Annotated in this window: 12 protein-coding genes; 1 reads left to right on the top strand and 11 read right to left on the bottom strand. The window is 37.7% G+C overall.

Translation table 11 applies throughout. The annotated features are described in order from the left end of the window. Positions 1–9 precede the first annotated feature (9 nt). A complete protein-coding gene (pelA, locus tag BMX24_RS07880) occupies positions 10–1,032 on the top strand; it encodes a pectate lyase (RefSeq protein WP_089791485.1) in 1,023 nt (340 codons plus the stop codon). A 125-nt stretch (positions 1,033–1,157) separates the two neighbouring features. On the opposite strand, the gene BMX24_RS07875 is transcribed toward pelA, so the two are convergent. From BMX24_RS07875 to BMX24_RS07825, 11 genes are all read right to left on the bottom strand, one after another. Continuing rightward, a complete protein-coding gene (locus tag BMX24_RS07875; RefSeq protein ID WP_089791484.1) occupies positions 1,158–3,632 on the bottom strand; it encodes a glycoside hydrolase family 95 protein in 2,475 nt (824 codons plus the stop codon). 324 nt (positions 3,633–3,956) lie between these two features. Further along, positions 3,957–4,859, bottom strand: coding sequence for an alpha/beta hydrolase (locus tag BMX24_RS07870; protein WP_089791483.1), 903 nt, complete (start codon positions 4,857–4,859; stop codon positions 3,957–3,959). Positions 4,860–5,063: 204 nt separating this feature from the next. Beyond that, positions 5,064–5,405, bottom strand: a complete 342-nt coding sequence (locus tag BMX24_RS07865) for a cupin domain-containing protein (RefSeq protein WP_089791482.1) — start codon at positions 5,403–5,405, stop codon at positions 5,064–5,066. A gap of 125 nt (positions 5,406–5,530) precedes the next feature. Then, on the bottom strand, positions 5,531–6,268 hold the full coding sequence (locus tag BMX24_RS07860) for a rhamnogalacturonan acetylesterase (protein WP_089791481.1): 738 nt from the start codon (positions 6,266–6,268) through the stop codon (positions 5,531–5,533). Positions 6,269–6,408: 140 nt separating this feature from the next. Further along, positions 6,409–7,377 (bottom strand): pectinesterase family protein, encoded by a 969-nt coding sequence (locus BMX24_RS07855; protein WP_089791480.1) that lies wholly within the window; start codon positions 7,375–7,377, stop codon positions 6,409–6,411. Between the two features lie 196 nt (positions 7,378–7,573). Further along, positions 7,574–8,482 (bottom strand): alpha/beta hydrolase, encoded by a 909-nt coding sequence (locus tag BMX24_RS07850; RefSeq protein WP_089791479.1) that lies wholly within the window; start codon positions 8,480–8,482, stop codon positions 7,574–7,576. 274 nt (positions 8,483–8,756) lie between these two features. Continuing rightward, positions 8,757–10,424 (bottom strand): glycoside hydrolase family 28 protein, encoded by a 1,668-nt coding sequence (locus tag BMX24_RS07845; protein ID WP_089791478.1) that lies wholly within the window; start codon positions 10,422–10,424, stop codon positions 8,757–8,759. Between the two features lie 18 nt (positions 10,425–10,442). Further along, positions 10,443–12,083, bottom strand: a complete 1,641-nt coding sequence (locus BMX24_RS07840) for a glycoside hydrolase family 43 protein (RefSeq protein WP_089791477.1) — start codon at positions 12,081–12,083, stop codon at positions 10,443–10,445. Between the two features lie 282 nt (positions 12,084–12,365). Next, positions 12,366–13,625 carry a glycoside hydrolase family 88/105 protein gene (locus BMX24_RS07835; RefSeq protein WP_089791476.1) on the bottom strand — a complete coding sequence of 420 codons (1,260 nt, stop codon included), beginning with the start codon at positions 13,623–13,625 and terminating at the stop codon, positions 12,366–12,368. 11 nt (positions 13,626–13,636) lie between these two features. After that, positions 13,637–14,644, bottom strand: coding sequence for a DUF4861 family protein (locus BMX24_RS07830; RefSeq protein WP_228404727.1), 1,008 nt, complete (start codon positions 14,642–14,644; stop codon positions 13,637–13,639). A 34-nt stretch (positions 14,645–14,678) separates the two neighbouring features. Beyond that, positions 14,679–16,097, bottom strand: a complete 1,419-nt coding sequence (locus tag BMX24_RS07825) for a pectate lyase family protein (RefSeq protein ID WP_089791475.1) — start codon at positions 16,095–16,097, stop codon at positions 14,679–14,681. Between the last annotated feature and the right edge of the window lie 28 nt (positions 16,098–16,125).

The raw sequence follows: 16,125 nt of genomic DNA, 5'->3' as shown, positions 1-16,125 counted from the left end.
CTATTAAGGATGAATTTAAAAATATACACATTAGCTTTTGGGTTAATTGTCATTAGCCTTTCCGCTCAGGTAAAGAAAGATACTTTAGCCGAAAAAATGCTACTTTATCAGCTTCCCATCGGAGGTTGGGGAAAACAGCTGAATGATAAATCTGTAGTGAATTACAACCTTCCCATCGACAAAAACCTTTTAAAAAAGATAAAAGAAACAGGCGACGATCACGCAACGATCGATAACAACGCCACCTCAAGGGAAATTAACGGACTTATAAAAGCTTACAATGAAACAAAAAACCCGCAATATCTGAAGTCTGCCGAGAAAGGAATCAGCTATCTTCTTCTGATGCAGTACAGCAATGGCGGATTTCCCCAATATTACCCAAACACAGGGCTGTACAGAAAGCAGGTGACGTATAATGACAATGCGATGATCAATGCATTATCGGTTTTGTATAATGTAGCGGAAGGGAAAAACGGTTTTGATGTGGTTGATTTAAAATTAAAAGAAAAATCAAAAATAGCAGTCCAAAAAGGAATTGAGTGCATCTTAAAAACCCAGGTGCTACAAAAAGGAAATCCGACGATCTGGGCAGACCAATACAACGAAATCACTTTACAGCCCGATAAAGCGAGAGCTTTTGAGCCTATTTCTCTGGCAACCGGAGAATCTGTGGGAATTGTAAGATTTTTAATGATGCAGCCTGTCACTCCCGAGATTGAAAAGTCCGTAAAATCGGCGATAAACTGGTTTAAACAAAATAAAATCGAAGGTTACAGCTACAATGTTACCAAACAAAACGGAAAGACGGTAAGAGTTTTGGCGGAGGAAAAAAACTCTGTGATTTGGGCAAGGTTTTATGATGTAAATACCAACAAACCAATTTTCGGCGACCGCGACGGAAGTGTAAAATACAACTACAATGAAGTGTCCGAAGAAAGAAGAAACGGGTACAGCTGGTTTGGAGACTTTGCGGATAAGCTCATTAATAAAGAGTTTCCGAAATGGTTGGAGAAGAATAAACTAGTGCAGTAATTAAAGAAACCTAACAGGTTTTTAAAACCTGTTAGGTTTGGTATGTAGATTTTAATATTTTTCTGGCAGATTTAAAAAGAACTTTAAAAAAATCTGCGTAATCAGCAAAATCAGCGAGAGAGAAATCATTTCGTTTCAAAAATATAAGATCCACCTTTTTCCGTATGAAAATCAAAGACATGAGTTTCCGGAAGGGAATATCCTTTTAATTGAGCTTTCTCTGAAATCAAAGGCTTTTTAATAGCATTGACCTGATAATATGGATTTGGATTTTCTCCTTTTACCAATTGTAGATTTGCTTTAGTTTTAATTTGAATATTTTTCGCAATTCTGACTCTGCAGTTTCCTCCCAAATTGGATTTGATCGTTAATTTCGTCAACTTAGAATTTTTCCATTCGATATCCACTTCAAAACCGCCTCTGGCTTTTAATCCTTTCACAGAACCGTTGGGTAAAGCATCCGGAAGAGCGGGTAAAATGTAAAGATATCCATCGTAGCTTTGAAGCAGCATCTCTGCAATTCCCGATGTACAGCCAAAATTTCCATCAATCTGAAAAGGTGGATGCGCATCCAGAAGGTTTGGGTATGTTCCTCCTGACTGCCCCTGCTGTTCCATCGGAGCGGGAGTTAACTGGTCTGAAATTAGTTTAAAAGCACGGTTTCCATCCAGTAATCTTGCCCACCAATTCACTTTCCAGCCCATCGACCAGCCTGTAGATTTGTCTCCTCTGTAGGTCATAGAATTCTTTGCAGCTTCCGTGAGATCGGGATTTCTGAAAGGTGAAATCTGTCCGGAAGGAAACAATCCGTACAAATGGGAGATATGCCTGTGTTGATCATCGGTTCTGTCCATATCTTTCAGCCATTCCTGCAGTTGAGCATGTTGCCCGATCTGCATGGGAGGAAGTTGATCTAAAGCAGATTTTACTTCATCCGAAAGATTTTTATCTTCATTAAGAATTTTCGAAGCATTAATAAAATTATTAAAAACATCAAAAACCAATTGATTATCCATCGTGGTTCCTGCAGTAATTCCTACACTTTTAAAATAGGTATTTTCCGGCGACATGGAAGGTGAAACTACGAGATATTTTTTCGAAGGATCCTGTTGAAGGACATCTAAATAAAACAAAGCAGCTCCTTTTAAAGCTGAATAATATTTTTTCAAAAATTCCTTATCTCCGGTGTACAAATAATGATTCCAAAGATGCTGCGTCAACCAGGCACCGCCCATCGGCCACATTCCGTAGAAACCGCCGTCCACAACTCCCGTGATTCTCCACAGATCGGTGTTGTGATGCATATTCCAGCCTCTTGCGTGGTACATTTCCTGTGCAGATTCCTGTCCGGTCACCGACAAATCCTGAATCATGTCAAATAAAGGCTCGTGCATTTCGCTGAGGTTGGTGTTTTCAGCAGGCCAGTAATTCATTTCGGTGTTGATATTGACTGTGTATTTACTGTCCCAGGCCGGATTCAACTGATAATTCCAGATTCCCTGAAGATTGGCAGGCTGAGTTCCGGGTTGTGATGATGAAATCAACAAATATCGACCAAACTGGAAATACAAAGCCACCAAATCCGGATCTTGGGAATTTCCAAATTCTTTGATTCTGATGTCGGTTGTCTTTTTCGCTTGTTCGGTTGTTCCTAAATCTAGGCTTACCCTTTTGAAATATTTCTGATATTTTTCAATATGAGCCTTTAATTCGGCATCATATTTTTTATTTAAAGCAAATTTTAAATATTCCGAAACTCTCGCGTCCGGATTTCCTGAAATGTCATTGTACTTTTTAAAATTGGTCGCAATGGAAACATAGATCACCACTTCATCTGCCCCTGAAACGTCCAGTTTATCTTTTGTTGATGTTAATTTTCCACCCTTTACAACAGGAAAAGCAATGGTTTTAAAATTAATTTTCCCGATTTTGTTATCAACCGAACCGCTCGTTCCGTTAATTACCAATTGATTTTGCTCCGTAAAAATCGATTTTTTCAGGTGTGGAGTAGAAGCGTTAATGGAAAAATTCAGGCTTCCTTTTTTGCTGGAAGATAGCTTAATGATGATCACATTATCGGCAAAAGACGAGAAAATTTCACGCTTGAATGTCACGCCATTAACTTCATAAGAAACGGTGCTGATTGCTTTTTCAATATCTAAAGTCCGATTATAATTTTTAAAATTTTCGTGTCCTTTAAAATCTAAAAACAGATCACCCATAGTCTGATAAGGCATTCCGTAATTCAGGTCCTTTGGTGCCTGTCTGGGATAGGTTCTGTTGGACACATTTTGAGCTTCCTGAAACTGATTTTCATTCAACAGCTTTCTGATCTTTTGGATGCTGTCGAATGTGTTTTTCGGAACATTATTTCCGGGTTCTCCTGCCCAGATTGTTTCTTCATTAAGCTGAAGATGTTCCTGAACAGCACCTCCAAAAACCATAGCTCCCAATCTTCCGTTTCCGATAGGTAGGGCTTCATTCCAGTTTTCTGCGGGTTTGTTGTAAATTAATTTTAAATTTTGCTGTGCCTGAACCGAAACAGAAATGACCGTTCCGCAAGCCAGTAAAAATATTTTGTGTTGAATGATTTTCAGCATTTTATTTTGTTAAGATGATTTTGGTTTTTGTTTTGATTTTTGTTTTGGTTGGAAATCGCAAAGGCGCAAAGTTTTTTTTAAATGTTTACTGTTTTTAAGACGCAAGGATTTTATCTTTGATAAAATTTTATGCTGTATCATTTTCCGATATTCTGCTACATAGATGCTTCGGCAAGCTCAACATGACAGTGAGTATTAGAGATGTCACACTGAGCCTGTCGAAGTGCTTTGTGTCTTAAAAACAGTAAACATTTAAAAAAAAACTTTGCGCCTTTGCGATTTCCAACATATTTTTATTACTCATTATCCATTACTTATTACCCATTATTTATTACCTATAGTCTTAAGCCAGTCCGAGCACAGTTTTTTCCAGTTATCCGTCAGTTCAGATTTGTTGGTAATCCCGATTTTATGTTCACCTTCCGGGAAAATAAATAGTGCACCTTTTACTTTATTTTTTATCATTTGCTGATAATATAAAATACTGTTCATTACCGGAACTGTTTTATCATTTTGTGCATGAAATAAAATCGTAGGTGGTGTTTTTTCCGTCACGCGATTCTGCATCGAATATTCTTTGATTTTTTCCGGAGAAGCATTTTCGCCCAACAGACTGTTCCGGCTTCCAACGTGGGCAAATTCACCAAAATCGATAACCGGAGAAACTAAGATAGCAAAATTAGGAATGGTTGAAAAATTCTCCCAATCTCCTTTTAATTCTGTATAATCCGTTGAAATATTGCTTACAGTTGCCGCCAAATGCCCACCCGCAGAAGTTCCGATAACACCAATCTGCTCCGGTGAAATACCATATTGTCCGGCATTTTTTCTGAGATATTTTACCGCTGCCTGAACATCCTGCAAAGGCGCAATTTCTTTTTGTATTACATCAGGAGAAGTCGGTAATCTGTAATTTAAAACAAAAGCCGATATTCCTTGCGTATTGAACCATTTTGCAATCTGATAACCGCCCAAATCGTAAGTAAGTTTGTAATATCCACCTCCGGGAATTACGATCACAGCCATGGGTTTTCTTTCTTCTTTCGGAGGTAAAAAAGCGAATAGCTCGGTTTCCTTTATTTGTACGATTCTACCATCTTTTTCCTCGGTTTTTAATGATAATCCTTTGGAATTCGGCATCTGACCTTTTGGCCACAGCGTGATTTTTTCCTGTGCAGATAATTGCGCGAGGAAAGATATGAGTAAGATGAAAAGAGATTTTTTCATTAGCCTTTAAAAGTTTTGGTTTTATGTTGGTCGATCGCGAAGGCGCAAGTTCTTATAATTATCTATGTTTTAAGGCGCAAGAAAATCATAGATTTTCGACTAAATTTTTTGCGATAAGCAATTTTATCGCAGATGAAATCCTTGCGCCTTAAAAACAGTAAACATTTAAAAAAAAACTTTGCGTCTTAGCGGTTTTCCAACTATTTAAGAATTAAGAAAATCCTCTCTAAAAGGTGTAAAAGCATCAATCAACTGACCTTCTTCCAGACATTTCACTCCATGAAAAATATTCGGCTGTGCGAAAAATCCGTCACCTTGCTGTAAAATTTTAACCTCACCATCAACAGTCACTTCAAATTTTCCTGAAGCCACATACGTAATCTGCGAATGAAAATGCTGGTGCAAAGCACCAATAGAATCTTTTTCAAACTTTACAATCACCATCATAACTTGAGAATTGTATCCGACAAACTGCCTGGAAACACCGCCTCCCAAATCTTCCCATTCGGAATTGCCATCGAAGAATGGTTCTTTTTTGAAATTCATTTTTTATTTTTTTGAATTATTATTTAATTAAAATTTTACGTCTAATTTGTCATTTCAACGTAGAAGAAATTTATCTGTGTAATAGATTTCAAGCTCCACTTCGTTCCGCTCTGAATGACAAGAGTCTATTTAATATACTTTTCCAAGCCAATCTTTAAGCTTTTCAAATCCTTTAAAGCCAGTTTTGCCACCAATTCAGCGCCCATTTTAGACAAATGCGTATCATCATCTTTCCCTTTTGGATAATATTCCACTTCACCTTCTTTGAAATGCAAATGAAGCTGTTTAGATTTCTCTGGTCCGTATGAAATTTCCAATTGTTCGGTCAATAACTGCATATCCACAAACGGGACTTTCAAATCGTTGGCAACCATTCTTACGACCAGCGGATACTCTTTGTGCGTATCAATCAAAGTTCCGTTTTCATTGAAATTTCTTCTTACAATGGAAGTCATCAGAATGGGGGTTGCACCTTTTGCTCTGGCTTCATTTACATATCTTTCCAAATTGGCTCTGTACTGGGTGTACGGATTGGTAAATTTAGTGGAATCCTTTAATTTCTGATCATTATGTCCAAATTGGATGATCACAAAATCGCCTTTTTTAAGCTGTTTCATCACTTTATCCCATCTTCCTTCCGTCCTGAAGCTTTTTGAACTCCTACCATTCATCGCATGGTTCTGAACTTCAATTCCTGTCGTTAAAAATTGTGGTAAAACCTGTCCCCACCCATGTTCAGGGTTTTTGTCAGGGTTTTCCTTGTTGGCCATTGTGGAGTCACCGATGAGGAATAGGGTTGGTTTTTGTTGTCCAAATAAGAATGTTGTTAAGAAAATGTATAGTATTAAAAGTATTTTTTTCATATTAAATTGTATTTTTAATTAAACTTGAAAGATGCTTCGACAAGCTCAGCATGACATCGCTACAAATATGCTGTTAAATTAAGCAGTTAGTATTAGAATTGTCATGCTGAGCTTGTCGAAGCATCTAGCGATTCATTTCATTATTTATTTGGGTTCCAGTCATCAAAAATATTTTCCAATGTGTAATTTTTTAAATCTTTTTTCGTCAGTTGATGCGACCAGCTTACCCGTTTTGAGATATTTCCGCCTTCACCTTTACTTCCAAATTCTGCATAATAAGCCGTTTTTTCTTTATCGGGAAACATTTTATCGCCTTTCCAGGGATTCCAGCCTTCGGGGAGGATGTGTTTTCCCATTTCTGTATTAATGAAAACTGTCTTTGCATAAGGACGCCAAGGTCTTCCCAGATACACTTTTGTGATGTCTTCTTTTGCAATTAACTGACAATCGAAAAAGACAAAACCATACTGTCTGTCGGCTTCTGTTGCCGCTGCAGTGATGTAAGAATCGGCTAAACTTTTAATGATACAATTTTTAAAAACAACAGTTGCCTGTCCGAAAATAAAATCCGTGGTTCCTTCGATATAACAGTTTTCAAAATATTGTCTGCTGTGATTCGTAGCAGAATAAATGGTATCCTGACAACCTAAAATTTTCGAATTTTTAATGACAAAACGGTCACCTTCTACATGGAGAGAAACGGCCTGTCCTTCGTTGCACGAGCTGTTTTGAATGGTCAGATTACTGATCTTAATATCATCGCCCATTACCAATAAAGTATAGGAATTAAACGTGGTCATTTTTTCATTAAATGAATCAAGTTTTCCCGAAAAATCATTGTTGGTGATGATGGTATGGTCTTTATTTTCGCCTTCCAGGGTGATTTTATGCTTTGAAGACGGAATAACCACCTTTTCATGATACGTTCCTGATTTGATAAAAACCAATGCTTCCGCCGGACCTAAATCCCGTATCGAATTGATCGCTTTCTGAATCGTTGTAAAATCTCCGCTTCCGTCTTTGGCCACGGTAATTTTAATGTAAGGATCATTTCCTGCAAAGAGAAAATTTGCCGTAGAAATCAGGAGAATTAAAAATAATTTTTTCATAAACTGATTTTATTGTTTTTTGACGCAAAGACTTTTTATAAAACTTCATAATTTTTAGAAGGCAAAGGCAAAATAAAATTTGCTTCGCTAAGCTATGACGATAACTTCATCAAATCAACTTGTTGATTCACCTTTGCTTCCTAAAATATTCATTAGATTGAAATAAATCTTTGCGTTTAAAATCATAATTAAATTATTATTTCAAAACTTTATTTAAAAAATCCAACGTATAATTCAAAGTTTCTGTAAACCAAGGTTCTGCAGACCAAAAAGAATGCGGAGAATCTTTAATTTCATGAAATTCAGTCAGAATATTATAGCTCTTCAGCTTCTTCATCATATCATCTCTTCCCGCATGAAAACGTGGCTGTGAACTATTGATAAAAAGGGTAGGAGGCGTATTTTTATCTACATACTCCAACGGTGAAGCTTCCGTCCAGTTTTTTAGGTTGATATTTCTGTCACCGCTCAGCCAAAAAGAAGCGTAAGTACTTTCTTCAGCTTCGGGATGGATGAAGGAAACAATTCCGTCAATATTCACGATTGCATTAATTTTATTCTTTTTCTTAACACCCACCAAAGTGGCAATCTGCGCACCGGCTGATTCACCCAAAACCACCATTTTCTTTTTATTTAAAGAATATTTTACATGATTTTTTTGTAACCACTGAATACCTTTTTCAATATCTTCTACACCGGCAGGATATTTTGCAACATCAGCCAATCGGTAACCAATTGCGATCACGACATAGCCTTTTGAAGCCAGTTCCATCGCCATGAATTTTTCATTTTCCTTGCTTCCCGAAATCCAGCCACCGCCATGAATCATCGCAATTCCCGGATATTTTTTTGATTTATCGAGAGGATAATAAACATCCGCTTTTAAAGAGAGTCCGTTGATATTGGCATATTCCACATCTTTATCGATATTGATGTTTTGCGGAACAGGTCGGTCGATTGGAGTGATGAAAGGGTATTTTTTCTTTAATTTTTCGTAGGTAGCCTCGTTGGTGTAAGGAGTAGCATTCGGTCGGTTTACCTGCCCGAATGCCATTGTCCCCACAAAAAAAATAGAAATATAAGTATGTTTTCTGTTAAAAATCATTCGCTTATGGAATTTTTTTAATACTGTTTTTATTTTTTGTTGTTGGAAATTGCAAAAGAATATTTTTAATATTCATAATGTTTTTAAAGTGTAAGAACACTTCGACAGGCTCAGTGTGACATCTCTAATACTAACTGTCATGCTGAGCTTGCTGAAGCATCTACGTGACAGAATATCAGTAAATTATATCATACTAAAATTTTATCGAAGATAAAATCCTTGCGCCTTAAAAAGATTATATTTAAATATCATCTTGCGCCTTTGCGATTACCAACTACTTAACCACATTTTTCGCTACATCCGTCCCGATAGAAAGTAAATTTTTATCAGACGTTACTTCTTTCGGCAGCAAAACTGCTCCCGTTTTATTTCCTAAAACCTTAACAAAAGGCTTATTTGCAGATTCAAATTTCACCGTTGAAAGGTTGATATTTTTACTGTTATAAATCGTTGCACCCGTTCCCTCGGAATATTTTAGTTTTACATTTTTTAATTGAATTCCGTTTGCATCTACGATCGTTAAAGCTTTTTTTGTTTCGAACTGAGAATCTTCAATGACAATATTTTTAAGATTCATTTCCGCTAAACCGAACAATGTAATCGCTTCATCAGAATTAACCGCATTGATGTTTTTAAAGAAAATATTTCTGAAAATCGGTGTTTCTTCCGTTACAGGATAAACCTTTTCCGGAGCTTTGTTGCCTTCCTGTTTCTGTCCGTCTTCCAACACCGGAGAAGCACCTTCATAGAACATATTGAAACCGATTACCTGTGCCGGAATATTAATCATATCAATATTTTTGAGGTAAATATTTTCTACAATTCCACCTCTTCCGCGGGTTGTTTTGAAGCGAAGACCGATATCTGTTCCGATGAAAGTACAGTCGGAAACATGGATATTTCTTGCACCTCCCGACATTTCACTTCCCACCACAAAACCACCGTGACCGTGATAGACGACATTGTTTTTAATGATCACGTTTTCAGTAGGCATCCCTCTTTTTCTTCCGTCTTCATTTTTTCCTGATTTAATGCAAATGGCATCATCGCCAACGTCGAACGTATTATCGTAAATCAAAACATTTTTACAGGATTCCAGATCTACACCGTCGCCATTTTGAGAAAACCACGGATTTCTAACGGTAAGATTTCTTAAAATCACATTCGAACACATCAAAGGGTGAAGGTTCCAGGCTGGGGAATTCTGGAAAGTTGGTCCATCCAGTAAAACTTTGTCACAACCGATCAAACTTACCATTACCGGACGAAGAAAATCTTTAACCGATTTCAGTTCTTCTTTAGAAATTTTATCAGGAACATTGAAGCTCGAACTGCTTTCAAATCCTTTTTTATAACTTTCTGATGGATACCATGTTTTACCGTCAGAAGATAAAATTCCGCCGGATTTTACAATGTTTTTCCATTCAGATTCTGAAACTTTGCCTTTTTTGATGGCTCTCCACACATCACCGCTTCCGTCGATAACACCTTTTCCGGTGATCGCGATATTGGTTGCGTTTCGTGCGGAAATCGGAGACTGGCAACGGATGGTATTTAATCCTTCAAAACTTACGTCCACCAAAGGATAATCATTCTTATCTTTACTGAAAATAATGAATGCACCTTCTTCTACGTGAAGATTGATGTTGCTTTTCAATTCGATAGGGCCTGTAAGCCACATTCCACGGGGAACGACCAATTTTCCTCCGCCTTTTTTGCTTAAATCTTCAATTGCTTTTTTGAAAGCTTCCGTATTTTTTACATTTCCGCCTGCAACACCGCCGTACTGTGTGATGGAAACGGTGTTGGCTGCAAATGAAGTTTCTGCAACCTGAGGCATTTTAAACTCAATGTTTTTATAAATATCCAGATTCTGGGCATAGATTTGCCCTGAAAACATCATGGCTGCTGCTAAACCGATCATTTTAAAAGACTTCTTCATTTTATTTTTTTCTGAGTTTTAATTTTTAGTTATTCTAAACCAATCAAAATCTGCGTACCCACCACGGGATGCTTTTGTTGTGCTTACGCTGTATAAACCGACTTTAGCACCGATCCATTTTCCTGGTTTTGCCTGGAAAACATCGCCTATTTTTGTGAAATTTTTTCCGTTTTCGCTGTAGCTGAACTGGCATAAACCATTCGGTTCGTTCACGTTTACTTTTAAATAAGCTTCGTTTCCTTTTAATTTTGTTTCAAATAAAACCTTTTCTTCACCGCCTTTATCTGCTTTTTCGGCTCTTCTTAATTGAAGATAAAATCCGTCGGGTTTGTTCGTAATGACGATCGATTCATGGTCTAATCCCATCACCAAAAGTCCTGCAGTTTTTCCTTCTTTGGCGTCTTCGGGGGTTAATTTAACCTTTGTTGATGCAGCAAAATTAGGAGCAGGGAATTTTTGCGTCAATAAATTCGGGACGTTCCACAAATTTTTTTCACCTTCAGGAACTTTTATTGAAAATAATCTTAAAAATTTCTGCCCCGGAAGTTTGGATGACCAGACGATATTTTCATTCGCGCTCCATTGCCATTGGATTCCTAGTTTTTCACCATCAAATTCATCTGTTTCAGGAGGTGTAATGAGGGGATAAGTTTGTCCAACGTTTGGTTTTTTATAGGTTAAAACCGGTTCCCCGATTCCGTTTTTATTATTATCAATTCCGATGACAGGCCAGTCTTTTTCCCATTTCATCGGCTGTAAATGAACGATTCTTCCGTCCGCATCAACATCCTGAAAATGGTAGAACCAATCTTCACCGGAAGGCGTATCTACCCAGGCTCCCTGGTGTGGTCCGTTAATTTTCGTTGATCCTTGTTCCAGCACGACTTTTTCTTCGTAAGGACCGTAAATATTTTTTGATCTTAATACCAATTGCCAACCAGTAGCAACACCACCTGCAGGAGCAAAAATGTAGTAATAGCCGTTTCTTTTGTACATTTTCGGACCTTCAACGGTGGGATGTGCATCGTGGCCGTCAAAAACATGAACACCTTTATCCAAGACTTTTGTTCCTTCCGGGTTCATTTTATTTAGGGTTAAAATACTTTTCACTCCGGCACGGCTTCCTGCCCAGCCATGAACTAAATAAGCATTTCCATCTTCATCCCAAAACGGACAGGAATCGATCAAACCTTTTCCTTCCATTACGAGAACAGGTTTTTCCCACTGTCCGAGAGGATCTTTGGTTTTCACCATATAAATTCCGAAATCGGGGTCGCCCCAATAGATGTAGAATTCACCTTTATGAAACCTCATGCTCGGTGCCCAAACTCCGTCACCTCTTTTCGGGGTTGAAAAATGCTCGGCCGGGACAATATCCTGAATGGCATAATTCACCAATTTCCAATTGACCATATCTTTTGAATGCAAAATCGGCAATCCGGGAGCTTCATTGAAACTGGAAGCCGTCATATAATAATCTTCACCCACACGAATTGCGTCCGGATCGGAATAATCTGCATAAAGAACTGGGTTTTTATAATTTTTTCCCTGATCGGAAGTCCAGACTTCGGAAACGTAGCTTTTTTCCTGTGCTTGAAGATATGTCGAAGCAACTGAAAAAAGGCTGATTGTTATTATGTTTAAAATTTGTCTCTTCATAAATCCAAATTCATTTGTTTTAACGCAAAGTGCGCAAAGATTTTTTTATTGGCTTATTGTATATTTTTTCGTTCGCAAAGGCGTTTGACTAAATCGAATCTTCGATTTCACTTAGCCAAGACTTCAAAGACTTTTAATAATGATGTTTATTTTTTTAACCATTAAGATTAATTTAAGGAGTTCAGAAAAGTTAAGTTTGGCTTTGCTTTAAGTTTATTTAAAATCAAGTTGATTTTTCTTAATTAACCTTAACTTCTTAATTATCCTTAATGGTTTAAAGTATTACTTTTCAAACTCTATACTTGCCAAAATGAATGGTCCCGTTCCTTTTGCATCATTGGAGCGAATTTCCTCGTTTACGTAATACTCGTAAGAACCGTCTCTGTAAGGTTTTCCTCCTAAACCGGCTACTGCACAGCATTTATTTAAATTTACCACTCCGTTTTCATCAACTGTAATTAAGTTTTTAATGATTCCGTCGTAGCCTTTTTTAGCATAAGATTTATAAGATTTTGGAAGATAACCATTGTTCACCGACTTGATGATTGTATAAACAAACATCGACGATGCCGTAGCTTCGGTGTAATTTCCTTTTTGTCCGGCTTTATCCAGCACCTGATACCAAAGTCCGTTTTCTTTATCCTGAACTTTAATGATGGCATCGGTGTATGATTTTAAGTAAGAAATCAATTTTGCCCTTCCCGGATGGTCTTTCGGTAAATAATCCAGCACATCTACCATTGCCATTCCGTACCAGCCCATGGCTCTTCCCCAGAAATTGGGTGAAACTCCGGTTTCTTTGTTTGCCCAGGCTTGTTCTTTGCTTTCGTCCCAAGCGTGATACAGTAAACCTGTTTTTTTGTCTACCAAATGTTTTTGAATCAAATCAAACTGTAAAACAACATCATTATAAGCTTTTGCTGCTTCTTCACCTATTGCAAAATCTTTGGTGTAGTGAGCATAAAACGGCTGTCCCATGTACAAGCCATCCAGCCACATTTGGTAAGGATAGATTTTTTTATGCCAAAAACCGCCCTCTGATGTTCTCGGCTGTCCATCTATTTGCGAACGAAGCATTTTCAAAGCTTTTAGATATTTTTCCTTTTTCTCTTTTTCATAAAGGTAAAGAAGAACATTTCCGCTATTGAGTAGGTCGATATTATATTTGTCAAGTTCATAGGTAAGAATGGTGCCATCTTCCTGAATTAATTTTTCGCCAAAACTGCTGACGTAATCATAGTATTCTTTCTTGCCCGTTTTTTCATATAATTTCTCGGCGCCGTCTAAAACGATTGCTGATGGATACGTCCATTTCGGGCTTTTGCTGAAATCGAGCATCCAGGATTCGGGGAAGCGGTGCATTTCCGAAAGCATCATTCTTTCCGACCATTTTAAATTAACGGGAACTACTTTTCCGGATTTTGAAATTTCGGTTGCCGGTTTTGAAGTTGCTGCGGATTTTGTTTGAGCACAAGCCAGGAACATTCCTGATCCTAAAATTGCAAAAGTGTATGCTTTTATATTGTTGTTAATGAAATTCATGATTTTAAACTTTAAAGTTGATTATTTTTATCTAAAATATCCAGTTTTTTATCCAAGTCCTGATAGAAAGCTTCTTCTGTCGTCAGACCATTGGGTTCCTGAGACCATGCTCCAAGAAAGTAATAGGAAACACTCTTCGTTTTCTTAAAAACTACGGTGTGAGTGGATTTTGTTTTTACATATTTATCAAAAATTTCAAGAGGGTAGAAGACTGCCATTCCCAGATTATCTTCTTTTTTTGCTAAAGTCTGCTGTCCGTAAGTGGCAATGTATCCCCATTTTTTATTTTTACTGATTCCTTGTTTAAACGGAATATTTTTAATGGCAACAATCCCGGTGCATAATCCTGAAAAAGCAGTATTTAGATTTAAATCAACTTTTACAAAACGGTCTTTATTGAAAATCGTCAGTCTGGATTGCAGATCTACCGCATCTCCCCACGTTTTCCAGCCTTTGTAGTCTATGGTTGCATACGACTGGTCTTTTTCATTGACTATTTTTACAGCCGTATTTTTTACGATTTTAAAAGTTTCAACAAAATCATTCTGCTCATCATATCTTCCGTAAGAACCGATACCGATCGTACGCCCGGAATTCAAAATATCCTGTCCCCAAGGCGCATCGTGATGGTAAGACTCGAAGCCGTCTTGTCCGACTTCGGGTAAAACCAGGGTGTTTACTTTTTTACCGAAAATATCCGTCGCATTTCTCCAATCCAGGTATAGTCTGTAGCCAATCTGGTTGTTTTCCAGGCCAATACCTTCATACCTGATATCGTAAGAATGATCGGTATGCTCGGAAGGAAGGGTAAGTTCCTGCACATTTTTGAAGGTTCCGCCAACATATTTGTTGCCTTCCCATTGGCCGCCTTCTTTTACAGAAAGTTCTGCATACGAAAAGGGTGCTTTAGGATTTTTTTTAATTTTTTCAATAACAGAAGTTTGTGCTGAAAAATTTGAAGTAACAAATACTCCTGCAATTAATATTTTAAACAAATTGAATTTCATATTATTTTTCATTGTATAGCCGATTTTTAACAAAGAATTTTCATGGTTAGTGGTTTTGCTTTTCGGTTATTTTTTTAACAAGATCATTAAAATACACCTCAATATTATCATAGTTTTTATCTAAGTCTCTTCCGTTTGCATTTGCTGTTTTTGGATTTAATTTATTTTTAATTTCCCATTGATCAGGCATCCCATCGTTGTCTGAATCGGGGAGAGGTTTTCCTGTTTTTAAATTTGGAAATCCGCCGACATCCTGTTGAGAATCGATGATTCCGTTGATGCTTCCTTTTGAGCCTTTGTAAGTGAAACTTCCGTTTTGAACATCTCTCAACACATGCAGATCCACGGCATCTCTCACCAGACTTGCCCCTCCAAGCTGCAAAATTTTCTCGTAAGCTTCTTTCGGAGACTGCGTTTTTACATTATTCTGAATATCATGCGGCTGGTTGATTTTTATGGAATTTTTATCTTTTTCCGTCAAATGGTAAGACGGTTTCATTTGTGCAAAAACACCTTTTGCCCAGTTATCTTTTGTCACTTCCGGGCTTCCTTCCACAACATTTCCATTAACGTAATATTTTCCCCAGATGTTGTATACTTCTGTTTCAGGTTTTTCATTTTTATCGATGGCAACAATTCTGTTTCTGATCGTGGTTGCAGGACCCGGTTTGTAGTAATTATTCACAATATTTGCATTCATTCCTTCACCACCGTAGATATTGTTGTGACCCCAATTGTAAATCACATTATTCCTGAAATCGGTGAGGTCGGTGAGGGCAAATTTACTTCCCGCATATTCTCCCAACCTTGGGTTTCTGCTGTCGTGATGCGCATACATATTATGATGAAAAGAAGCAAATTTTCCGCCTGCAATACCGCCATATCCGTGAGCGCCTTTCTGATGGGCAGAATTTCTCAGACTTTCTGCAATGATGCACCATTGAAGCGTGGTATTTTCATTAACGTAAATGGAAACCGTTTCGTCCGTAGACCAGCTCATCGAGCAGTGATCCACCATTAAATTTTTAATAAATCTTGCTCCAAAAGCATCCCCTTCAAATTTTTTCTGATCACCCATTCTGAAGCGCATGTACCGTATTACCACATTATCTGCCGCAACAAAAGTTTCGTAATTGGCAACGGTAATTCCGTCTCCGGGAGCGGTTTGTCCGGCAATGGTGACGTCGCCTTCTTTTATTCTTAACGGAGATTCCAGATAGATGGTTCCCCCGGTTTTAAAAACAATATACCGCGCACCTTTTTGGTCTAAAGCATATCTTAAAGTTCCTTCCGAACCGTCATCCGCCAGTTTTGTCACGAAAAATACCTTTCCACCACGACCGCCCGTTGTGTATCTTCCGAAGCCTTCAGCACCCGGGAAACTCAAGACGTTCTGAGCATCCGCCCATGTGGAAATTCCGCATAGGATGGCTATTGTGAACAGTCTGGTGAAGCGTTTTTTCATGATTGAAAATTATTTGGCGTTTTTGAAA

It is taken from the genome of Chryseobacterium wanjuense, from assembly GCF_900111495.1.
Taxonomy (GTDB): Bacteria; Bacteroidota; Bacteroidia; order Flavobacteriales; family Weeksellaceae; genus Chryseobacterium; species Chryseobacterium wanjuense.
This window is presented reverse-complemented; position numbering and strand designations above follow the sequence as displayed.